We start from the raw sequence: 23,242 nt of genomic DNA on the forward strand, positions 1-23,242 counted from the left end.
TCGGTACCGGGGCTGTGAGTCGGGCATTGCTCGCCTGGCTTCCGCCTCAGAAGGCGAAGTAGATGAACGGGGACACGCCTTCGGGGCCCATGGCGTCGATGATGAGCAGCCCGAACGCTAGTGCGAGGCCCTGCCACACGGGGCTCAGGCGCGAGAACGTGGCCTGCATCCAGGCGATGGCGTTGCGTGGCACGTACTGCGTGGCGATGCCGTACGTGATGGCGAGCAGCACCGCGGGTGTGACGAGCTCGGTGGGGGCTCCCCAGCCGCTCACCAGGCGGCCCAGCATCTCCATCGCGTCGCCGAAGGTGTCCGCCCGGAAGAAGACCCACGCGAAGCACACGATCTGGAACGTCACGAACCGACGGGCCCAGCGCCGGGCGAACGTGTCGGGTGGCTCGGGAAGCCCCTGGGCCCGGCGCTGGTCCTTCATGTAGCGCTCGATCGCCATCACCGTCCCGTGGATGGCGCCCCAGATCACGAAGTTCCACGCGGCTCCGTGCCAGAGCCCGCCGATCACCATCGTGAGAAACAGGTTCCGGTATGTCGCCAGACCGCTCCCCCTGTTCCCGCCGAGTGGGACGTAGAGGTAGTCGCGCAACCAGCGTGACAGCGTCATGTGCCAGCGACGCCAGAAGTCCTGGATCGATTCCGCTGTGTACGGGGAGTTGAAGTTGTCGGGGAAGCGGAAGCCGAGCAGCAGCGCGACACCGATGGCGATGTCGGTGTAACCGGAGAAGTCGGCGTAGATCTGCACGGCGAAGCCGTAGACGCCGATGAGCGTCTCGAGCGCCGACGACTGGCTCGGATCTGCGAAGACGGGGTCGACGATCATCTTCGCCAGGAAGTCGGCGAGCACGACCTTCTTGAAGAGGCCCGACAGGATGAGGAAGAACGCCCGGGACGAGTCGACGTGCCGCGGATCCGCGCGGTGGCGCAACTGCGGGAGGAACTCCGACGCGCGCACGATCGGCCCGGCGACCAGCTGCGGGAAGAACGCCAGGTACACCGCGAAGCTGAGGAGGTCGGTCGACTCGATGTCGCGGCGGTAGACGTCGATCACGTAGCTGAGTGCCTGGAACGTGAAGAACGAGATCCCGACCGGCAACGTGACGGTGACGATCGTCGGGGTCTGCTCGACGCCGAAGCGGGCGAGCATGTTCTGGAACTCGGTGATGAAGAAGCCGTAGTACTTGAAGTAGCCGAGAACTCCCAGGTTCCCGATGACGGCCACGGCCAGGGCGCCGCGCCGCAGCCATTCCGTATGACGGGCGTGCAGGAACTGCCCGAAGCCCCAGTTCCACACGGTCGCGAGGATGAGCAGGCCGACGAAGCGCCAGTTCCAGTAGCCGTAGAAGAACCAGCTCGCGCCGAGCATGAAGTACCGCCACGCGCTCCGGTGCGGCATGAGCAGCCAGCTGACCGGGAGGACGATCAGGAAGAACAGCGCGAAGGTGACGGTCGGGAAGAGCATCGGCCTCGGGTGTCGGGCAGTGGACGTCGGTCACTCCCCGACGGCGCCGAGCCGGACCGACGGAGATGGGCGGCGATCGGGTGGATCCGATCGGGGACGCCGGCGGCCGACCCTCCGCAGAAACTAGGTCAGCAGGGCGACGAAGTGGGCGACACCACGGCGATTCCGCCGGAACCTCCGCGACGCCCGGGGGTAGCGTGCCGTCTGTGCCGGGAGCCGTGTTCGAGGGTGTCGGGGTGGCGCTGCTGACGTTCTTCGACGACTCCGGCGCGCTCGACGCCGACGCCTGCGCCGGTCACGCGGCGCGCCTCGTCGACGCGGGCGTCCGGGCCGTCGTTGTGGCGGGCACGACGGGCGAGGCGGCGATGCTGACGGCCGCCGAGAGGGTCGAGCTGCTGGAGGCGGTTCGGGCCGGCGTGTCGGGGGTGCCCGTCATCGCGGGAAGCGGGGCGCCGTCGATCCGGGGTGCCGTCGAGCTCACCGGCGACGCCCTCGAACACGGCGCCGACGCGGTCCTCGTGCTGTCACCGCCGGAGGCGGGCGACACGGTGCCCTACTACGAGGCTGTCGTGGAGGCCGCCGGCGATGTTCCGGTGCTGGCCTACCACTATCCGGAGGTGAGCCCGCCCGGGATCACCCTCGACGACCTGGTACGGCTTCCCGTGGCGGGCTGCAAGGACTCCACCGGTGATCCCGAGCGGCTTCTGGAGGAGCTCGAGGCGTGGGACCGGCCCGTGTACACGGGCTCGTCGGCGATGCTCAGCTTCGCGGGGCCCATGGGGGCGACCGGGGCGATCCTCGGGCTCGCCAACCTCGAGCCCGGGTTGTGTGCCCGCGCCTTCACGGGCGACATGCAGGCCCAGCGCGACCTCGTCGGCGCACACCTGGCGTCGCGCGAGCGGTTCCCGGCCGCCCTCAAGGAGGCGGTGGGAGCGGCGTACGGAACTCCCGTCTCGACCCGGGCGGCCGTGTGAGCGACCTCCGCGCGCTGTTCGAGCAACGGGACTCCGGTGCCGAGCAACGGCACGGAGGAGAAGGCGTCTTCGTGGCGACCGACTGGTCCGGTGGGCCGTGGGACCCGAATGCCGCGCACGGGGGCGCTCCGGCCGCTCTGCTGGCGCGCGCGATCGAGCATCACGATCCCGAGCTACCGGGATTCGTGGCGCGTCTCACGGTCGAGTTGCTGCGTCCGGTGCCGCTCCACGTCCCGTTGGAGGTGTCATCGGCGACGGTCCGCCCGGGCCGCAAGGTCGCGCTCGTCGAAGCGTCGATCACCTCCGAGGGCACACCCGTGGCGACGGCGCGGGCGCTCCTGATCCGTCGGGCCGACCTCCCCGTTCCCGACACAGCCCACACGGACGATGTTCTGGCCATGTCTCCGTCGGAGGCCGCACCCGTCGAGCTGCGGATCTCGGACCACGAGGCGCCCGACGGTGACTCGGTGTGGTCCGGCTACGGCCAGGCCAACGACAGCCGCGTCGTCGCCGGCACCTTCGAGACCGAGGGGCCGGGAACGGCCTGGTTCCGTCTCACGGTCCCGGTACTGGTCGACGAGCCACTCACACCTCTCATGCGCGTGATGGCGGCTGCCGACTTCCCCAACGGCATCAGTCGCACGCTCGACTGGGAGAAGTACCTGTTCATCAACCCCGACCTCACGGTGGCGCTTCACCGCTACCCCGAGGGGGAGTGGGTCGCGCTCGACGCCGTGTCGATCTTCGGCAACGACGGCCACGGCCAGAGCGAAGCCGTCCTCTACGACGAGACCGGCCGCATCGGCCGCGCCGTCCAGAGCCTCTTCGTGGACAGGTACTAAACCAACACTTCGCCCTGTGTCCGCCGGAGTTCTCTTCCCGCTCTCGGCGCCTTCGGCGCCAGGCCGCTCAGGCCCCGGCTCGGGCGACGCAGGATACCTGCGTCGCTGATCCTCGCCTTACCTTCCCGCGTTGGGCTTGCGGCGCTTGTTGGCCTTGTTGCGGCGGGCCCGGAGGCGGCGCTTCTTCGACTTCTTCGACATGTCGACCTCGGCTTCGGACGGAGCCGCTCAGGGTAGTCGTGACACGGTGCGCCGCCGGTACGCTGCGGCCGCATGGAACGCTTCGGCCTGGTCGGCCTCCCCAATGCCGGCAAGTCGTCGCTCTTCAACGCGCTGGCCGGTGGCGGCGCCCTGGCGGCCCCCTACCCCTTCGCCACGAAGGATCCCAACGTGGGTGTGGCCGCCGTGCCCGACAAGCGGGTCGAGGCACTCGCGGAGATGAGCGACTCCAAGGAGGCGATCCACGCCACCGTGGAGTTCGTCGACATCGGCGGTCTCGTCGCCGGTGCCAGTGAGGGAGAGGGCCTCGGCAACCAGTTCCTCGGCGCCATCCGGGAGGTCGACGCCGTCGTCTACGTGCTGCGCGCTTTCGAGGACGACGACGTCCCCGGCCCGTCGGACCCCATCGAGCACCTCACCACGGTCGAGACCGAGCTCACACTCGCCGACCTCGAGACCGTGGAATCGCGCATCGAGAAGCGCCGCAAGGCCGCACGTCTCGACAAGTCGCTGAGCAGGGAGATCGAGGCACTCGAGGCGGCACTCACCGCTCTGGAGGAGGGCACGCCCGTCTACCGCTCCACCGTCACCGACGAGCAACGAGCGGAGCTGGCGCCGTACTTCCTCCTCACGGCCAAGCCGGTGCTGGCGGTCGTGAACGTGGGGGAGGACGACGTCGAGAACCTCGACGTCCGCGCCAAACCCGTCGTCGACGAGATGAGCGACCGCGCCGAGGTGCTGCCCATGTCGGTGCAGCTCGAGGCCGAGGCGGCGCTGCTCCGCGAGGACGAGCGCGCGGAGCTCCTCGAGGGGTTCGGCCTCGGCGAGGGCGCGCTCGTGAAGTTCGTGCACGCCGCCTACCACCTGCTGGGCCGGCGGACCTTCCTCACCACCGGTGAGAAGGAAACGCGTGCGTGGACCTTCCGTGCCGGTGCCCGCGCACCGCAGGCCGCCGGCGTGATCCACACCGACTTCGAACGGGGCTTCATCCGTGCCGAGACCGTGCACTGGGACGTTCTCCTGGAGGCCGGTTCCTGGGCGGCTGCGCGCGAGAAGGGCCTCGTGCGCTCCGAGGGCAAGGACTACGAGGTCGTCGACGGCGACGTGATGGAGTTCCGCTTCAACGTGTGAGCCCAGGAGAGGGGGTGCCATGGCGTGGTTGCTCCGTGACGGTGACGTACTCGCCACCGCCGAGATCGCCGCGGACCGCCGCTCCCGCCGCCGGGGACTCCTCGGGCGCGACGGCATCGACGGCGCCCTGGTGCTCCGCCCCTGCCGCCATGTGCACACCATCCGGATGCGCTTCCCGATCGACGTGGCGCTCGTGCGTGACGACGGCACCGTTCTCGAGACGGCCGAGCTCCGCCCGTGGCGTCTCGGCCCGTTGGTGCGTGGATGCGCGTGGGTCGTCGAGGCCGAGGCCGGCTCGTTCGAGCGGTGGTCGCTGAGGCCCGGGGACCAGCTCGAGGTGAAGGAGTGACCGGTTCCGGTCCTGGCAGGGTGGTGCTCGTGGCCACCCCGATCGGAAACCTCGGCGACGTCTCGGAACGGATGGTTGGAGCGTTGCGCGACGCCGACCTGATCGCCGCCGAGGACACACGGCGGACCCGGGCACTGCTGAGCCACCTCGACATCCCCGCCGCCGGGCGTTTGCGCTCCATGCACGCGCACAACGAGGAAACGGTGGCCCGCGAGATCGTCGACGAGGCGGAGCGAGGAGCGCGCGTGGTCTACGTGACCGATGCGGGCATGCCCGGGATCTCGGATCCCGGTGAGCGCCTCGTTCGCGTCGCCTCCGGTGCGGGTGTGCCCGTGGAGGTCGTACCCGGGCCCAACGCCGCACTCACAGCACTCGTGCTGTCGGGGCTGCCCGCCGAGCGGTTCGTGTTCGAGGGGTTCCTGCCCCGCAAGGGGCGCGCACGGGCGGAGCGCCTCGACGCCCTCGCCGCCGAGCATCGGACCTCGATCCTCTACGAGTCCCCGAACCGTGTCGTCGCTCTCGTCGGTGACCTGGCCGCCGAGCTCGGATCCGACCGACGCGTCACGCTCGTCCGTGAGCTCACCAAGGTCCACGAGGAGGTGTGGCGGGGGACAGTCGGGGAGGCGGTGGAGCACCTCGCCGGACGTGAGCCACGTGGCGAGTACGTCGTGGTCGTGGAGGGCGCACCGCCCGTCGAGGTTCCCGAGAGCGACGTGCGGGACGCCGTCGCCGCTGCCCTGGATCGCGGAGCCACGGGCCGCGACGCCGCCGACGAGGTGGCCACGTCCCTCGGGGTCCCCCGTAACCTCGCCTACCGCATCGCCACGGAGCTGAAGAACTAGGCACGGCGTGCCAGAGTGGGCCCGTGCACGAGACGCCCGAGGAGCTCGCAACGCTCCAGCAGCTTCTCGACGGCAGCTTCTCGCGTTCGTCCGACCACCTGCTCTCGATCATGGAGCCCCAGCGGCGGCTCGCGGCAGAGCGCCTCGTGGCAGAACTTCCGTGCCCGGCGGTGCTCGACATCGCGACCGTCACCGCCCGCGGCGAGCCCCGGGTCTCGGCCGTCGACGGGCATTTCCTCCACGGCCGCTGGCACTTCTCGACGGCGCCGGAAGCGCCGAAGGTCCGGCACCTCGCCGCCCGCCCGGCGACCAGCGCGGCGTACACGCCGAGAGACGGTTACGGCGTGTTCTGCCACGGCCGAGCGGTACTACTGGAAGGCCCTGAGGCCGAGGCGCTCATCCAGCACCTCTCCGGATGCTACGGCGTCGACCCCGACGAGGAGTGGGGTGAGATCGCCGCCTTCCGGATCGATCCGCACTGGATGACGGCGTTCGCCATGACCGACGCAGAGATGGCCGAGATCGAGGCCGCCCGAGAGGCGCGCGCGACCGACTGACGAGCCCGCTCAGGTGTCTGCCAGCCTCACGATTCCATCTGGTTCGGCTCGCACCGTTCGGCCTGGGTCGACCACTCAGATATCGGCGAGCCGAACGATGCAGCCACCGCAGACCTTGCGGCCGCGGTAGTCGACGAGGTCGAGGGCGGTGTCGCAGAACACGCAGCGCTCCTCCACCTTCGTGAGGACGATCCGACCCTCGTCGACCTCGATCTCGAGGAAGTCGCCCTCCTCGATGTCGAAGAGCTTCCGCAACTCCGAGGGCAGCACCACCCGTCCCAGCCGGTCGACCTTGCGCGCCATCCCGATGGACTTCACAGCTTCATCTCGTTCGCCTCGCACTGTTCAACCTGTCCGGACGCGCACATCTCGGCGAGGCGAACAGGCCCACGGGGCCTCGGGACGACGTGGACATCCGGGTAAGTGACGCGGGTTGGTGGGGCATCGGTCGGTATCGTAGCCACGCACCTGCCGAGGCCCGCCGAGCGCCGAGAAGGATCCCGTGGCCCGACCCTTCTACGTCACGACCCCGATCTACTACCCCAACGACGTTCCCCACATCGGGCACGCCTACACCACGGTCGCGGCCGACGTCCTGGCCCGCTATCGCCGCCTCTGTGGCGACGACGTCGCCTTCGTCACCGGAACCGACGAGCATGGCCTCAAGATCCAGCGCACAGCCGAGCAGGAGGGGGTCACCCCCCTCGAGCTCGTCGACCGCACGAGCGCCCGTTTCCGCGAGGCGTGGGACGACCTCGACATCACCGCCACCGACTTCATCCGCACCACCGAGCCCCGCCACGCCGCAGCCGTGTCCGACTTCCTCCAGCGTGTCCACGACGCCGGTGACATCGAGCTCGGGACCTACGAAGGCCTCTACTGCGTGGCGTGCGAGGCCTACTACGGCGAGGACGAGCTGAACGACGGCGACTGCCCGATTCACGACCGGCCGGTCGAGCACGTCACCGAGGAGAACTACTTCTTCAAGCTCTCCCGCTTCGAGGACCGTCTCCTCGAGCACTACGAGAATCACCCCGACGCCGTGCAGCCGAAGACCCGGCTCAACGAGGTTCTGGGCTTCATCCGCGGGGGCCTGCGCGACTTCTCGATGAGTCGCCGATCGCTCACGTGGGGTGTTCCGCTGCCGTGGGACCCCGACCACGTGGCCTACGTGTGGTTCGACGCCCTGTTCAACTACTGCACCGCCGTCGGCTACGGCACCGACCCGGAGCGCTTCGAGCGCTACTGGCCCGCCGACTACCACCTGATCGGCAAGGACATCCTCCGCTTCCACGCCGTCTACTGGCCGGCGATGCTCATGTCGGCCGGCATCGACCTCCCGAAGACCGTCTTCGCCCACGGCTGGCTGCTCGTGGGTGGCGAGAAGATGAGCAAGACGCGCCTCAACCAGATCGCACCGGGCGACCTCGTCGACGACTTCGGCGTCGACGGCGTGCGCTACCACTTCCTGCGCGACCAGCAGTTCGGCCCCGACGGCGACTTCAGCTACGAGGCGATGGTCGAGCGCTACAACGCGGACCTCGCCAACAACTTCGGCAACCTCGCCAACCGTGTGCTCAACATGGCGGTCGGCTACTGCGACGGAACCGCCCCCGCCGAGCGCGACAACGGCGTGCTCGTGGCGGAGGTCGAGACGGCACGAAAGGGGCTCGCCGAGGGCATGGCGGCGCTCGACTATGCGGGTGGCTTCGGCGCCGTGTGGGACCTCATCCGCGCGACCAACGCCTACCTCGAGGAGGAACGCCCGTGGGCTCTCCACAAGGAGGGCGACGCGCAACGCACGGCGGCCGTCCTGGGCGATGCACTCGAAGCGCTCCGCGTCGTGGCGCTGCTGGCGTCACCGCTGATCCCCAACTCCTGCGACGAGCTGTGGCGCCGGCTCGGGCTCGACGGCTCGCCGTCCGACCAGCGCCTTCCCGAGGACGCGGCGTGGGGTGGGATGCCCGCCGGCGTGGCGCTGGAGAAGGGCTCACCGCTCTTCCCGCGCCGCGAGACCGAGTAGGGCGACGCCGGTGTCGGTCCCGGCGTCCGGGTGGTTCGACAGCCACTGCCACCTCGAGAGCCTCGACGATCCCGTCGACGACGTCCTCACCCGAGCCCGGGAGGCCGGCGTGACCGGCGTCGTGTCGGTCGGCACCGATCTGGAGACGTCCCGCAGGACGCTCGACCTGGCCGATCCGAAGCGAGGAGTGTGGGCCACGGCCGGGCTGCACCCCCACGAGGCGTCGAAGCTCTCGGCCGAGGCGGAGATGCTCGAGACGCTGCTCCATGCGCCCGAGGTCGTGGCGGTGGGGGAGGCGGGCCTCGACTACCACTACGAGCACTCGCCGCGAAGCGAGCAGGAGGTCGCGTTCCGCTGGCAGATCCACCTGGCGAAGCGCTTCCGCAAGGCTCTGGTGATCCACTCGCGTGAGGCGTGGGACGACACGTTCCGCATCCTCGACGACGAAGGAGTACCCGACCGGACCGTCTTCCACTGCTTCACCGGCGGGCCCGCCGAGGCCCGTGCGGCACTCGACCGGGGAGCGAGCCTCTCGTTCTCGGGGGTCGTCACCTTCAAGAACGCCGGCGACGTGCGCGCGGCCGCGGCGCTCACACCACACGACCGGATGCTCGTGGAGACCGATGCGCCCTACCTGGCCCCGGTGCCGGTGCGCGGGCGCACGAACGAGCCCGCCTACGTGCCCCACGTCGGGGCGGTACTGGCGGAGGTGGCCGGGCGGAGCATCGACGAGGTCGCCGACTCCACCCGGGAGGCGGCCGCGACCGTGTTCGGGCTGTCCGCGGCGAGCGAGTCGACGGACAGCTGGTGACGGGTTCGCTCACGCCCTCCACGATCCGGGCGCTGCTCGAGTCGCACGGCATGAGCCCCAGCCGGGCACTCGGACAGAACTTCCTCGCCGACCCCAACACGGCGCAGCGCATCGTGAGCGAGGCCGGCGTGTCGGGCGGAGACCGCGTGCTCGAGGTCGGGCCCGGCGTCGGCTCACTGACCGTCCCGTTGCTCGACGCCGGCGCGCAGGTTCTGGCCCTGGAGCTCGACCGGCATCTCCTCCCCGTTCTCGAGGAGGTCGTCAGCGGCCGTGACGCGCCCGGACCCGGGGGGACGGTGCGGATCGAGCAGGGCGACGCCCTCGACGTCGACCTCGACCAACTGCTCGACGACGAACCGTGGACGATGGTGTCGAACCTCCCCTACAACGTCGCGGTGCCGATCGTCGTCCGCGTTCTCGAGGCCGCTCCATCGGTGACGTCCCTTCTTGTGATGGTCCAGTCCGAGGTCGCCGACCGGCTCACCGCCCGGCCGGGCACGAAGGCCTACGGTGCGGTGACCGTGAAGGTCGACTACCACGCGCACAGCGACCGGGTCGGGTCGGTCCCGCCGACCGTTTTCATCCCGCGGCCGAACGTCGACTCCGCTCTGGTGCGGCTGGTTCGCCGCGATTCGCCACCGGTCGATGTGGCCGACCCCGACCGGATGTTCGAGCTCGTCCGCACCGGCTTCGCCCAGCGGCGCAAGACCCTGGGTCGGGCGCTGCGACCACTGCTGGGGCGGGACGCACCCGACGTGGTGCGCTCGGCCGGTCTCGACCCGAAGCTCCGGGCGGAACGGCTGGGGCTCCCGGAGTGGGCGGCACTTGCACGGGTGGTCCCGACGATCGGCGAGGGCCCGTGAGCACCGCCCAGGGCTCCCTGCGCGCCGCGGCGTTCGCCAAGCTGAATCTCACACTGCACGTCGAGGGTGTGCGCGACGACGGCTACCACCTGCTCGAGGCGTTGACCGTCTCGGTCGGCCAGCCCCACGACACGCTCGTGCTCACACGCGACGACGAGCCGGGTGTGCGCCTCGCTCTCTCCGACGAGCCGGACGTCGTCCCCGTGCCCGAGGAGGGATCCAACCTCGCCGTACGCGCCGCGCAGGCACTGCTGGACCGCACCGGCGCCGACGGGGGCTTCCGTATCTGGCTGCGCAAGCGGATCCCCTCCGGTGCCGGGCTGGGTGGTGGATCCGCCGACGCCGCCGCTGTGCTCCTCGCGGGCCGGGCGCTGCTGGCCGCGGAGTCGGCCCTCGAGATCCCCACCGACGCCGATCTCGTGGCGATGGGCGGAGAACTCGGTGCCGACGTCCCGTTCTGCCTCGGGGGCGGTGCCGCCTGGATGCGCGGCATCGGCGAGCGCCTCGATCCGGTTGCGCTGAGCCGGCCGCTCCCCGTCGTTGTGGCCGCTCCGACCATGCGCCTCTCCACTCCCGAGGTCTTTGCCGCCTGGGACACCCTCGGTGGACCCCGCTCCGAGCGAGTCGTGCCGGCGCCACCGTTCGTGTCGGAGCACCTGTCGCAGCTCCGCAACGACCTGGAGCCCGCCGCCGAGCACGTCGAGCCGTCGGTCGCCGACTTCCGGCGGCATCTCGAGGAGGTGTCGGGCCTGCACGCGCTCATGACCGGCAGCGGGTCGGCCCACGTCGTGTTCCCTCCCGACGTCCGGGAGGCCGACCGCCTCGCCGAACGGCTGCGCCAGGAGCTCGACGCCCGTGTGTTCGCCGGTGCCACGGCCGGCACGGGCGTACGGATCGCACCTGCGGGGCCGGAGTGAGGAGCAACGGGTCAACCCGTGGGGAGTAACGTCGATAACCACCGTCGGGGGTGGTGTAACGGCAGCACGGGGGCCTTTGGAGTCCCAAGTCGAGGTTCGAAACCTCGCCCCCGAGCAGGAGGTGTGCGCAGATGACGTACCGACCGTTGTCCGCCGTGGTCATGGCCGCCGGCGAGGGCACGCGCATGCGCTCGGCCACCCCCAAGGTGCTTCATCCGCTGTGTGGCCGGCCGATGCTCCTCCACGTCCTCGACGCCCTCGCACAACTGCCCCTCGAGCGCATCGTCATCGTCGTCGGCCACGGCGCCGAGCAGGTCACGAAGACCACCCAGGACCAGGCCGGAACCGACGTGCCGATCGCCTTCGTCGAACAGCACGTGCAGCGCGGCACCGGCGACGCCGCCGGTGTGGCGCTCACCGCCTTCCCCGACGAGCTCGACGGTGAGGACGACATCCTGGTCCTCCCGGGCGACACGCCGCTGCTGCGTGCCGAGACCCTGGCCGCCGTCGCCACGGCCCACCGCGAGAGCGACGCCGCGGCAACCGTACTGAGTGCACGGGTCCCCGACCCGACGGGCTACGGCCGGATCGTGCGCGACGACAACGGCAACGTTGCCGCCGTCACCGAGCACCGCGACGCCGACGACGACACGCTCGCGATCGACGAGGTCAACACCTCCATCTACTGCTTCCGGCGCGGCCTGCTGGCGCCGGCGCTCCGTCGTCTGAGCCCCGAGAACAGCCAGGGTGAGTACTACCTCACCGACGCACTGGCGGTCCTGCGTGAGGCCGGTCACGTCGTCGCAGGCGTCGAGGTGGACGACGCCGCAGAGGCCCGGGGCGTCAACGACCGCGCCCAGCTGGCCGAGGCCGAGGCCGCCCTCCGGGAGCGGATCAACGGCGCTTGGATGCGCGACGGCGTCACGATGGTCGACCCCGCCACCACCTACGTCGACACCGACGTCGAGTTGGCCGCCGACGTCCGCCTCCTGCCGGGCACGTCGCTGGAAGGCCACACGGTCGTCGGGCGGGGATCCGTGATCGGCCCGCACAGCCGCCTCGTCGACACCGTCGTGGGGGAGGCCGTCACGGTGGCGTCGTCGACCGTGCTGGAGAGCGAGCTCGACGACCGCTCCACGGTCGGGCCGTACTCGCACGTCCGCCCGGGCACCCATCTCGGAGTGGGAGCCAAGATCGGCAGCTTCGTGGAGACGAAGAACGCCGAGATCGGCGACGGCGCCAAGGTCCCGCACCTCTCCTACGTCGGTGACGCCGAGGTGGGGGAGGGCTCCAACCTCGGTGCGGGCACCATCACCGCCAACTACGACGGCAACACCAAGCACCGCACCCGCATCGGCAAGCGGGTCCACACCGGGAGCAACACGGTTCTCGTGGCGCCCGTGGAGCTGGGCGACGATGCCGGCACGGGCGCGGGGGCGGTCGTCACGCGCGACGTCCCGCCGGGCCACCTGGCCAAGGGTGTCCCGGCCCGCTCCGAGGAGATGAGCGGCGACGACGAGGCGGCGGGGGACGGCGAAGACTGAGGAGTCCCGCACCTCCTTGTGCGAGGATGGGCGGGTAGGGAGCGACGGGCGGCGGCGAGCGCGGGGACGTACGGGCATGGAGTTGGTCACCAAGAAGCGGCTGATGCTCTTCAGCGGACGCGGGACGCGTGAGCTGTCGGAGGAGATCGCCGAGAACCTCAAGGTCCCACTCGGTGAGGCGGTGCTGTCGACCTTCTCCAACGGCGAGATCTACTGCCGTTACAGCGAGAGCATCCGCGGCGCCGACGTCTTCATCATCCAGAGCCACCACACGCCGACCAACGACCGGATCATGGAGCAGCTGATCATGGTCGACGCCGCGAAGCGCGCGTCGGCGAAGCGCATCACGGCGGTGTGCCCCTTCTACGGCTACGCCCGCCAGGACCGCAAGGCCGAAGGCCGTGAGCCCATCACCGCGCGCCTGCTCGCCGACCTGCTCACCGCCGCGGGTGTCGACCGGGTCGTGACGCTCGACCTCCACACCGGCCAGATCCAGGGCTTCTTCGACATGCCCGTCGACCACCTCACGGCCGTGCCCACCATCGCGGAGTACCTGGCGGAGAAGGTGGCCGCCGACGTCACCGTCGTGTCGCCCGACGCGGGTGGCGGCAAGCTGGTGCGGCGCTTCGCCAACAACCTCGCCGAGTTCGAGATCAGCGCCGAGCTGGCGTTCATCGACAAGCGTCGCCCGAAGGGCACCCACAACGTCGCCGAGGCCACCGAGGTCGTCGGTGAGGTCGAGGGGCGCAGCTGTGTGCTCGTCGACGACATGATCGACACCGCCGGCACCATCACCGCGGCGGCGAGCCTGCTCGTCGACCGGGGAGCCCGGGAGGTGTGGGTGGCCGCCAGCCACGGCGTGCTGTCGGGCCCGGCCATCGAGCGCCTCCGCGAGGCGCCGGTGCGCGAGGTGGTCCTCACCAACTCGCTTCCCATCCCCGAGGAGAAGCGCTGGGACGGCCTCACGATCCTCTCGATCGCCCCCATCCTCGCCGACGCCCTCGACGCCGTCTTCGAGGACACCTCCGTCTCCGAGATCTTCAAGGGAGATAACGTATAGGGAGATAGCAGTTGTGAACCATCACCATAACGGTTAATATCTGTCATCAACGCAGTTGTTAACGGAGTTTCAACGATGTTGTTCACAGCTCCCGAACTGGGCGAGCCCGAGCACCGGGTGCTCGAGCAGGTACAAGATCTGAAACAGGAGCTTCGCTTGCGGCTCCATCAGCCGCGCCGCTGGTACGGGTCGCTCCGCCGGGCATCGCTGGCGCGCAACATCCAGGGCTCCAACAGCATCGAGGGTTTCGACGCGGAGTTGGATGACGCCGCAGCGGTGGAGCTGGGTGAGGAGACACTCAGTACCTCGGAGGAGACCCAGCTCGCCCTGAAGGGCTACCGAGACGCGATGACCTTCGTGTTGCAGCTCTCCAACGAGCCGCGCTTCCACTACGGAGAGCAACTCCTCAAGAGCCTCCATTTCATGATGACGGGATACGACCTGGAGAACCGCCCTGGCCTGTTCCGAGCGGGAGCCGCGTACGTGCGCAACGACGACACGGGAGAGACCGTGTACGAGGGCGCGAATGTCGATGATGTCGATGCACTTGTGCATGAACTCGTCGTGCAACTGGACACGCAGGACGGTGGTGAGTGTCCGGTGATGGTGCGCGCCGCAATGGCGCACCTCAACCTCGTCATGATCCACCCGTTTCGCGACGGCAACGGGCGAATGGCCCGCTGCCTCCAAACCCTCGTTCTCGCCCGCGAGCAGATCCTCGAACCGACCTTCTGCAGCATCGAGGAATACCTCGGACACAACACGCAGGCGTACTACGACGTACTGGCCGAGGTTGGTGGGGGTTACTGGCAACCCGAACGCGACGCCCGTGCCTGGGTGAGGTTCACCCTCACGGCCCACTACAGGCAGGTGAAGACCTACCTACGCAGGATCAGGGAATCAGAGCAGCTGTGGGACGAGCTCGAGAACCTCGTTGCACGGCACGACCTGCCGGAGCGCACGGTCCCGGTTCTGTTCGACGCCGCGAGTGGCTACCGAGTTCGGAACGCGACCTACCGGGCGATTCATCGAGACGAGATCTCAGAGGGCGTGGCCAGCCGTGATCTGCGGGCCCTCGTCGCCACCGACCTGCTCCTGGCCCATGGCGAAAAGCGCGGCCGCTACTACACGAGAAGCGAAGAGCTCTACGGGGTCCGTCAGAGGATCATCGACGCCAGGAACCCTCGCGACGACGTGGACCCGTTCGCGCAGTCGTCCTGAGCGCGCCGACCCGCGGGTGCCGGAGCCGTGTGTTCGGCTTCATGCGCCGCGAACGACATCGTTGAAGGATGACCTGTTCGGTCGGGAGCTTGACAGCGGCGCGATGGTGATTGGTGGAGAGGTTGTTGCCGGTCGGATGGGGGTTCGACATGGCGTCGCGGAGTCGTGTGGGTCGGGTTGCTGTCGCTTTGGTGTTGGTGACGGCGCTGGTGTCGTCGGGTCAGGTGTCGTGGGCCGGCGTCGACGATCAAGGGGTTGGTGACACCCCCCCCGTCGAGGTAGACGAGCCCGATCCGTTTGCGGCTGAGTTGGCGCCGTTGGATCGTCTTCCGGTTCCGGGTGCGTTGGAGGACGGCACGTCGCGTTTCGACGCGGAGCGCTCGGTACTCGTGGATCGCGCCGAGCGTTCGGTGACGTATGCGAATCCTGATGGGACGCGCACGACACGGTTGTTCATGTCTCCGGTGAATTGGCAAGACGATTCGGGCGAGTGGCTTCCGATCGATGCCCGCTTGGAGCGCAACGAGTCGGGCGCGTTCGAGAACAGGTCGGGGCCGGCACGGTTCGTGTTGGCCGATGCGGCTTCTGGCGGTGGTCTGGTTCGGTTGGTGGACGGTGATGTGGAGGTGACGTTCGGCCTCGAGGGCGCGACGGCAAAGACTGCGGAGGTCACCGACGACACCGCTGTGTACTCGGATGTCTTACCTGATGTTGATCTCGAATACACGGTGGGGTCGGATCACCTGAAGGAAGTAGTGGTTCTCAAGGAACCGCCGCAGGGTCGCGAGCCGACGGTGTTCCGGTTTCCCGTGTCGGCGAAGGGTCTCGTGTCGCGGTTGGCGAAGGACGGCACGGTCGAGTTCGTCGATGCTGACGGCGAGGTGCGGTTTTCGGTGCCGCCGGGTGTGGCGGTGGATTCGTCGAACGATTCGGGGAGGACGGATCTGCCGGCGATGGCGGACGTGTTAGTGGTGCCGGTGGAGGAACCCGGCGGGACGGTTCTCGAGGTGCGGGTGGATGACGAGTGGTTGCGGGATCCGGCACGGGTGTATCCGATCAAGATCGACCCGACCTACTACATCGGGGCCAACAGCCCGAACAGCAGACACGACGCGTTTGCTGCGGCGATCGACCCGAACACGAACTACAACGGATCGAACCAGTGGAACGGCACGAACTTCTTGAATCGTGTGGGTTACGGGTTCGGGGAGATGCGGACCTTCTACTACTACGACCTCTCTCCGATCATGGGGAAGCACGTTCTGGATGCGGACTATCAGATTCTGGTGTTGAACGGTTCGTCGTATCCGACGTCGTTCAAGTTGCATCGGATCACTGCCGGCTGGTTCTTGCCGTTCGTGACGTGGAACAACATGCCGCCGGTGACCGGCGCCGACGAGATCGTCTCCTCCGCGTCGCAGGGTCTCTATTGGAGGACGCTGGACTTGAAGTCGTGGGTGACGAACTGGGCGAGTGGGGCATGGAACTACTACGGGTTCCGGATGCGTGGCTACAACAACACGCTGACGAACTTCGCGTCCGAGGAGAACCAGACGTCGATGCGTCCGCATCTGGATGTGACCTACGACAACTATCCGGACGATCCGACGGGCCTCACGCCTCAGGACCAGTCTTATGTCAATGACTCGACACCGGAGCTGTCGGCCTACTTTGCAGATGGTGACGGCGACGCCGGACATGTCGAGTACGAGCTGCGTGACGACGCCACCGGCACGCTGATCACCGGGTCGAACGGCCAGGGCAAGGCTGTTGCGTCGGGTGCCCGGTCACGCTGGACCGTCCCGACGACGTTGAGCAACGGCGCGAAGTACAAGGTGCGTGCCCGAGCGATCGACGATGACGACAACGCTTCGGGCTGGTCGGACTGGTCGTATTTCTGGATCGACACCGATGGTCCTGTCGCGCCCGGAGTCACCTCGACGGACTACCCATCCGGGCAGTGGTCACAAGCCGGTGGCACATCGGGAACGTTTACGTTGACGCCGGGTGCAAGTACGGATGTGACGGGCTATTTCTGGTCGTTCGACTCTGATCATCCGACCAACCACGTCGAAGCGGGCTCGCCGACGACGGTGGATCTGGCGCCGGATGCGGGTTTCCAGGAGCTGTATGTGCGGTCGGTGGACCATGCCGGGAACCTCTCACCGGCCACGCAGTACGACTTCGGTGTCGACATCGGCGGCGTGTCAGCGCCGACGGACGGGTCGTTCACGCAGAAGCATCTGAGTCTGGAGGCTGAAGCCAAGCCCGGCGTGACCGGCGCGACGTTCGAGTTCCGCCGCACCGATGCCGACAGTTGGCAGACCATCCCCGCTGCCAAGGTCAAAGATTCTGGCGGCCAGCCGATCGGATCCTGGCCGGTGAGCGTCACCTCAGGCGTGACGGGCAGGTTGTCGTGGGAAGCCGCCACGACGACGGGCATCGACAACGAAGACGGCCCGATCCAGGTCCGAGCCGTCCTGTCGGGCACACCGAGCGGGAACACACCGGCGGTCGCGACGACGTTGGATCAGAACGCCTTCGGTGGCTTCTACGCCACCGCTGATGTCGGCCCGGGGAGTGTGAACGTCGTCACCGGCAACCTGGCTGTCGTGGCCGGCGACGTGTCAGTGGCGAGCTTCGGTTCCGACCTGAGTGTCGCACGGACATTCAACTCCCGTGACCCCGACGCCTCGGCTGATGGGCCGTTCGGGCCGGGCTGGCAGGCCGCCACGCCCGTGTTGGCAGCGAATGCGATCTATGAGCGTCTCGAGATCGACGGGAACGTGGCTCGGGTCGTCGGTGCCGACGACAGCGTGATCTCGTTCGAGGAGCTCTTCGGAGGTATCTACATTCCGCAGGCCGGCGGCCAGTTCCTGATCCTCGTCAAGGACAGCGCCACGCGCTATGAGCTCAGCGATCTGGCGGGGAACATGACAGCCTTCGAGAAGCCGACAGGATCCTCGGAGTGGCGGCCGGTCGAGGTGACCCAGGCCGGCGACGAAACAGCCACGACGTATTCCTACGAGGTATCCGGCGGGGTCACACGGGTGACGCGCATGTTGGCGCCTACTCCGTCAGGTGTGTCGTGCAGCCCGACCTTGGCGGCGGGTTGCCGGGCGTTGAAGTTCACGTATGCGACCTCCACCACGGCAACCGGTGGTGACGAAGGCGACTGGGGTAACTACGACGAACGTCTCGAGAAGGTCGAGTTGACGGCCTACGACCCGTCGACCAGCCAGATGGTGACCGATGTTGTGGCGTCGTATCTCTACGACGACGACGGACGCCTGCGCGCGGCGTGGGATCCGAGGATCTCCCCGGCCTTGAAAGTGAGATACTCCTACGACAACGACGGCCATCTCGCCACCATCACCCCTCCGGGTGAAGAACCCTGGACGTTCGGATACGACACCTACGGAAGCGACCCGAACACCGGGCGCCTGGCGACGGTCAGTCGACCGACGTTGCCGTCCGGAACCGCGACCACGACGGTGGTCTATGGCGTTGATCTCGATGATCCCTACGACATGGAACCCGGCGACGTCGCCGAATGGGGTCAGACAGACCTCCCCACCGACGCCACCGCGATCTTCCCACCCAACCAGGTCCCCGCCGACCCGCCGACGAGCTTTGAGCGCGCCACGGTCTTCTACACCAACAGCGACGGGCGGCTCGTCAACACTGCCGCGCCGGGAGGCCACATCTCCACGACCGAGTACAACACCGACGGCAACATGATCCGTTCGCTGTCGCCGTCCAACCGGGCTGACGCACTCGCCACCGGGAACACGACCGCCGAACACGCCGTACATGCGGTCAGCGTTGATACGCAGGTCGAATACGCCGCCAATGGCATCGAAGCAACTGACCAGTGGGGACCCCGACACGACGTCACCAAGCCCGACGGAACCGTCGTAGCGGCGCGCCGTCACACCGAAACGGTCTACGACGAAGGATCGCCCGGAGGTTGGCCCTACCATCTCCCCACAACCGTCACCGTCTCTGCCGCACCTGCTGATGGCAGCGCCGCCTTCGACGCGCGGGTGACCGCGTACGGATATGACAACCACGGTTGGGACCTCCGCCAACCCACCACTACAACGACCGACGCCGCCGCAGGAGGCCTCCAACTCGTCTCCACAACACTGTTCGACCCTGATACAGGACAGGTCACCGAGACGCGCCAACCGTCGGAACCTTCCGGCGGAGGAGCGGGCTCCACCAAGTTCGTCTACTACACGTCTGGCACACACCCCACCGACTCTCAATGCGGAAACGAAGCGCACTGGGCGAACCTCCTCTGTGCGGTCAAGCCCGCCGCACAGCCCGGCACCTCAGGTCTGCCGGACCTGCCGACCACCACCCACACCTACAACCGGCTGAACCAACCCGCCACCACCACCGAGACCGTCGGCTCCGACGACCGCACGACCACTCTCACCTACGACGCGGCGGGACGACCCACCATCGAGTCGATCACCGCCACCATCGGGCAGTCATTGCCGGATGTGACCACCAGCTATGACGCCGACACCGGGAGGATGACCACCACTCAGACCGGAACCGGGGGGAGTGCGGTCACGATCACCCGCGGCTACGACAGCCTCGGGCGAATGACCTCATATACCGACGCGGACGGCAACGAAAGCGAAGCGGTTTACGACACCCTCGACCGGCCGACCAGCATCGACGACGGGAAAGGCACAAGAACCATCAGCTACGACGAAGGTACCGAACGGCGCGGACTGCCGGGCAAACTCGTCGACAGCCAAGCAGGTACCTTCACCGCCACCTACGACGCTGACGGACGCCTCGCGGCCGAAACACTCCCCAACGGGCTCGAAGCCACCACAACCTTCAACCCCGATGGACAAGCCACAGACCTCGAATACGTCAAGACCACCAACTGCAGCAACGACTGCACTTGGCTCGACTTCCACATCGAGCCCACCATCCACGGGCAATGGGCCACCCACGCCGGCAGCCTCTCCAGCCAGACCTACGACTACGACGGCGCCGGACGACTCACCGACGTCGAAGACCACGCCACACCCCTCGGCTGCACACTGCGCGACTACATCTACGACGCCAACAGCAACCGCACCGCCCTCACCCAACGCGATCCCGACAGCTACGGTGACTGCGACCCCCAAGCCACAGGCTCCACAACCACCTACACCGTCGACAGCGCAGACCGACTCACGACCAGCGGCTACACCTACGACGCCCTCGGCCGCACCACCGCCCTACCAGCCTTTGACACGAATGACCCAAATGGCACGGCGATGTCTGCCGACTACTACGTCAACGACCTACCCCACACCATCACCCGCAACAGCACCACGCGCACCGTCGACCTCGACCCCGCCCGCCGCTACCACACTTGGACTGACAGTGGTGGAGGCGAAACGAGCACCAACCACTACAGCAACGACACCGACTCACCCACCTGGACTGAGAACACGACCAACGGGAGTGAGTGGACGCGCAACATCACCGGCCTCTCCGGCACGCTCAGCGCCACAGCCGACGAAACCGACACCGCTGAACTCCAACTCGCCAACCTCCACGGCGACATCGTCGCCACCGCGAGCACCGACTCGCAAGCCACAGGACCCACCGCCACCTTCGACGCGAACGAGTTTGGCCAACCCCGCAGCCAGCCCTCACCCCGCTACGGCTGGCACGGCGCCAACCAACGCGCCGTTGACGACCAGAGCGGCATGACCCTCATGGGAGCCCGCCTCTACAACCCCACAACCAGCCGATTCCTCCAAACCGACCCAATACGCCGCGGCTCCGCTAACGCGTATGAATACGGCCGCGGTGATCCCATAGTCAATCGAGATCTGACCGGTTCCTTCGTGGTGCTGGGGGGACGAGGGGGCGAATGGGGGGCAGTTCAACGTGACTGGTTGTCAGGTTGGTCGGCCTGTGGCGCCATCGTGTATGGGATTTGCGGCGAACATAGAGGAACGGTCTTTCGAACCTCATATCTCGTTCTCAAGTTCTCTAATAGTCGCATCTATGGGTTCAAAATCGAGGAAAAGGGGTCTGCGTACAAGCAGTGCGCCTACTGGGGCTTAGGGCCCTTCGGGAAGCGCACTAATTGCAAGAACAAGATAGCAAATCAGGGAATCAATAAGGTCTGGGCGTTTCGAGTGGGTGGTCCTGGCTTCCTAAGAAGGATACCTACAAACTTCTTCTTCTTCCTCCTCTTCAACTTTTAGTTGTGCCCACTTGATAGCCGTAGGTAGTGATTTCTGGACAGCATAGGATACCGCAGGTTGTACGGAGGTAACGAGATGGTGCCGCGCAGTTGGCCCAATCGCTTGGAGTATATCGCTAGTCCTTGGAAATGGACCCGACCCGGGATAGTGCTGTTTCTATCGTGTTGTGTCGTTCTATGGATAGCGGCCGTCGCTATTTTCGCTTCTGGTCCGTCGTATCTCGCAGGCAAGATTCTCGGCGGCGTCGCCGGATTTATTGTCGGTGGACTCTTCCTAGGTATTCCCGCTCTTCGCTCGTGGCGGCACTGGCTCAGAGAGAACTCGGACGGATAGCAGACTCCGATCTCTCTCTTGTAACGGGGGCTGCGCAGTTCGATGCGATATTGCTGCACTTGCTACTTGCTGTGCTCTTTCGGAATCGTTTGGGTAGCATGGCGTGCAGGTTTGAAGTCCAACTCGCTCGTTTCGTGGTTATTCAACCGTGACCTACTTCGTCAGCTGACGATTTGAAAGCCGGATCAACGCGTCCGCCGCGTACTCTGCCTCGCCGTGCCGAATGAGCGGTTCGCCGTAGGTCACTGTGTACTCGGTGATCAGGTCTCGTAGAGCTTTCTCTTCACGGTTCGCTGCCTGGCAATGGTCTTCGGCTTGGCTCTCGTAGCCCGGCTGATCCTCCAACCTGGCCATGGCAATGAGTTCGGCTCGCCAGCCGTAGACGTGTTGCCAGATGCGGGAGATGAGCTCGTCCTCGTGGGTTAGGTCCTCTGCCGTGAGGCGAGGGGTGTCACCAGTGGGTTCCTCGGCAGTCGGAGGTATGACCTGAACCTGTGGATCGACCGCTCGTTGGAGGGCGCGGCGTACCTTCCTTTTTGACCCATCAAGAGGACGCCGGCGTTGACGCGCCGGCGAGGAAGGACACGCCGATGTTGAAGGTAGTAGGTGGCGAGGGCGTTGGCACGGATCTGAGGGCGGATCTGGATGAGATCTGCCGAGAGGGTGCCCGTCGGATGTTGGCGGCGGCGTTGGAAGCCGAGGTTGGTGATTACGTCGCGGCGTTTGTCGACGACGTCGACGACGAGGGTCACCGGCGGGTGGTTCGCAATGGGCACCACGAGGCGCGCACGATCACGACAGCGGCGGGCGCGATCGATGTCGAGGCGCCGCGGGTCAATGACAAGCGCATCGATCCGGAGACGGGTGAGCGGTGCCGGTTCGGGTCCTCGATCCTGCCGCCGTGGTGTCGTAAGTCCCCCAAGGTCATCGAGGTGCTGCCGCTTTTGTATCTCCATGGCCTCTCGAGCGGAGACTTCACCGCCGCGCTGGGTGAGTTCGTCGGCTCACAGGCGGGTCTGTCGCCGTCGGTGATCACGCGGCTCACCAGGACCTGGGCCGACGAGCACCGTGCGTTCGAGGACCGAGATCTCTCGGATCGGGATTACGTCTATGTGTGGGTCGACGGCGTGCACTTCAACGTGCGCCTCGAAGAGGACCGGCTGTGTTGCCTGGTCATGATCGGGGTGCGCCCCGATGGCACCAAGGAGCTTGTCGCCATCCGCGATGGCTACCGCGAGTCGACCGAGTCCTGGGCTGATCTGTTGCGGGATCTCAAGCGGCGGGGCCTGCCCGCCCCGGTCGTGGCCGTCGGGGACGGCGCGTTGGGGTTCTGGGCGGCGCTGCGCGACGTCTGGCCCGAGACCCGCATCCAACGCGACTGGGTGCACAAGGTCGCCAACGTCCTCGACGCGCTGCCGAAGTCGGCGCACCCGACGGCCAAGAAGATGCTCGCCGAGATCCGCGACGCCCAAGACCGCGACCACGCCGTCGTCGCCGCCGAGACGTTTGCCGACGAGTTTGGCGCCAAGTGGCCCAAGGCCGTCGCCAAGATCACCGACGACCTCGACGTGTTGTTGACGTTCTACGACTTCCCCGCCGAGCACTGGATCCATCTCAAGACGTCGAATCCGATCGAGTCGACGTTCTCGACAGTGCGGCTACGCACCAAGGTCACCAAGGGCCCAGGCTCACGAGCAGCGGGACTCGCGATGGCCTTCAAACTCGTCGAAGCCGCTCAAGACCGATGGCGCGCCGTCAACGGACCGCACCTCGTCGCGCTCGTCCGAGCCGGCGCGACCTTCGAGAAAGGAGTGCTCATCGAGAACCCCAAGGAAGCCGCCGCGTGATC

Annotated in this window: 18 protein-coding genes and 1 tRNA gene; 16 read left to right on the forward strand and 3 right to left on the reverse strand. The window is 67.3% G+C overall.

What is annotated here, in order from left to right; genetic code table 11:
• Positions 1-46: 46 nt before the first annotated feature.
• Positions 47-1,474, reverse strand: a complete 1,428-nt coding sequence (locus R3A49_13860; GenBank protein MEZ5171809.1) for an MBOAT family protein — start codon at positions 1,472-1,474, stop codon at positions 47-49.
• Between the two features lie 206 nt (positions 1,475-1,680).
• Between R3A49_13860 and R3A49_13865 the strand changes: the two genes are divergently transcribed.
• From R3A49_13865 to R3A49_13890, 6 genes are all read left to right on the forward strand, one after another.
• A complete protein-coding gene (locus tag R3A49_13865) occupies positions 1,681-2,448 on the forward strand; it encodes a dihydrodipicolinate synthase family protein (protein MEZ5171810.1) in 768 nt (255 codons plus the stop codon).
• Positions 2,445-3,290 carry a thioesterase family protein gene (locus R3A49_13870; protein ID MEZ5171811.1) on the forward strand — a complete coding sequence of 282 codons (846 nt, stop codon included), beginning with the start codon at positions 2,445-2,447 and terminating at the stop codon, positions 3,288-3,290. The genes R3A49_13865 and R3A49_13870 overlap by 4 nt, the downstream gene beginning before the upstream one ends.
• A gap of 273 nt (positions 3,291-3,563) precedes the next feature.
• Complete coding sequence (gene ychF / locus R3A49_13875; protein MEZ5171812.1) at positions 3,564-4,640, forward strand: redox-regulated ATPase YchF; 1,077 nt, start codon at positions 3,564-3,566, stop codon at positions 4,638-4,640.
• A gap of 19 nt (positions 4,641-4,659) precedes the next feature.
• Entirely contained in the window at positions 4,660-4,989 is a 330-nt protein-coding gene (locus tag R3A49_13880) for a DUF192 domain-containing protein (protein MEZ5171813.1), read from the forward strand.
• A gap of 29 nt (positions 4,990-5,018) precedes the next feature.
• The gene (gene rsmI, locus R3A49_13885) at positions 5,019-5,831 is read left to right on the forward strand and encodes a 16S rRNA (cytidine(1402)-2'-O)-methyltransferase (protein MEZ5171814.1); all 813 of its coding nucleotides are present in this window, start codon (positions 5,019-5,021) and stop codon (positions 5,829-5,831) included.
• 23 nt (positions 5,832-5,854) lie between these two features.
• On the forward strand, positions 5,855-6,388 hold the full coding sequence (locus R3A49_13890; GenBank protein MEZ5171815.1) for a pyridoxamine 5'-phosphate oxidase family protein: 534 nt from the start codon (positions 5,855-5,857) through the stop codon (positions 6,386-6,388).
• A gap of 75 nt (positions 6,389-6,463) precedes the next feature.
• Here the strand turns inward: R3A49_13890 and R3A49_13895 are convergent, their stop codons facing one another.
• Positions 6,464-6,706, reverse strand: coding sequence for an AbrB/MazE/SpoVT family DNA-binding domain-containing protein (locus R3A49_13895; GenBank protein ID MEZ5171816.1), 243 nt, complete (start codon positions 6,704-6,706; stop codon positions 6,464-6,466).
• Positions 6,707-6,890: 184 nt separating this feature from the next.
• Here R3A49_13895 and metG point away from each other — a divergent pair, with 184 nt between their 5' ends.
• From metG to R3A49_13940, 9 genes are all read left to right on the forward strand, one after another.
• Positions 6,891-8,411, forward strand: a complete 1,521-nt coding sequence (gene metG / locus R3A49_13900; GenBank protein MEZ5171817.1) for a methionine--tRNA ligase — start codon at positions 6,891-6,893, stop codon at positions 8,409-8,411.
• A gap of 10 nt (positions 8,412-8,421) precedes the next feature.
• Positions 8,422-9,222, forward strand: a complete 801-nt coding sequence (locus R3A49_13905) for a TatD family hydrolase (protein MEZ5171818.1) — start codon at positions 8,422-8,424, stop codon at positions 9,220-9,222.
• Positions 9,219-10,085, forward strand: a complete 867-nt coding sequence (rsmA, locus tag R3A49_13910; GenBank protein ID MEZ5171819.1) for a 16S rRNA (adenine(1518)-N(6)/adenine(1519)-N(6))-dimethyltransferase RsmA — start codon at positions 9,219-9,221, stop codon at positions 10,083-10,085. The genes R3A49_13905 and rsmA overlap by 4 nt, the downstream gene beginning before the upstream one ends.
• Positions 10,082-11,002, forward strand: coding sequence for a 4-(cytidine 5'-diphospho)-2-C-methyl-D-erythritol kinase (ispE, locus tag R3A49_13915; GenBank protein MEZ5171820.1), 921 nt, complete (start codon positions 10,082-10,084; stop codon positions 11,000-11,002). Before rsmA ends, ispE begins: the two co-directional genes overlap by 4 nt.
• Positions 11,003-11,046: 44 nt before the next feature.
• A tRNA-Gln gene (locus R3A49_13920) sits at positions 11,047-11,117 on the forward strand.
• A 16-nt stretch (positions 11,118-11,133) separates the two neighbouring features.
• Entirely contained in the window at positions 11,134-12,546 is a 1,413-nt protein-coding gene (gene glmU / locus R3A49_13925; GenBank protein MEZ5171821.1) for a bifunctional UDP-N-acetylglucosamine diphosphorylase/glucosamine-1-phosphate N-acetyltransferase GlmU, read from the forward strand.
• A 76-nt stretch (positions 12,547-12,622) separates the two neighbouring features.
• On the forward strand, positions 12,623-13,606 hold the full coding sequence (locus R3A49_13930) for a ribose-phosphate diphosphokinase (protein MEZ5171822.1): 984 nt from the start codon (positions 12,623-12,625) through the stop codon (positions 13,604-13,606).
• 75 nt (positions 13,607-13,681) lie between these two features.
• A complete protein-coding gene (locus R3A49_13935) occupies positions 13,682-14,827 on the forward strand; it encodes a Fic family protein (protein MEZ5171823.1) in 1,146 nt (381 codons plus the stop codon).
• A 149-nt stretch (positions 14,828-14,976) separates the two neighbouring features.
• Positions 14,977-21,060, forward strand: coding sequence for a DNRLRE domain-containing protein (locus R3A49_13940; protein MEZ5171824.1), 6,084 nt, complete (start codon positions 14,977-14,979; stop codon positions 21,058-21,060).
• A 486-nt stretch (positions 21,061-21,546) separates the two neighbouring features.
• On the opposite strand, the gene R3A49_13945 is transcribed toward R3A49_13940, so the two are convergent.
• On the reverse strand, positions 21,547-21,747 hold the full coding sequence (locus R3A49_13945) for a hypothetical protein (GenBank protein MEZ5171825.1): 201 nt from the start codon (positions 21,745-21,747) through the stop codon (positions 21,547-21,549).
• A 236-nt stretch (positions 21,748-21,983) separates the two neighbouring features.
• Here R3A49_13945 and R3A49_13950 point away from each other — a divergent pair, with 236 nt between their 5' ends.
• Positions 21,984-23,240 carry an IS256 family transposase gene (locus tag R3A49_13950; protein ID MEZ5171826.1) on the forward strand — a complete coding sequence of 419 codons (1,257 nt, stop codon included), beginning with the start codon at positions 21,984-21,986 and terminating at the stop codon, positions 23,238-23,240.
• Positions 23,241-23,242: the final 2 nt, after the last annotated feature.

The organism is Acidimicrobiia bacterium (assembly GCA_041394025.1).
Taxonomy (GTDB): domain Bacteria; phylum Actinomycetota; class Acidimicrobiia; order IMCC26256; family JAOSJL01; genus JAOSJL01.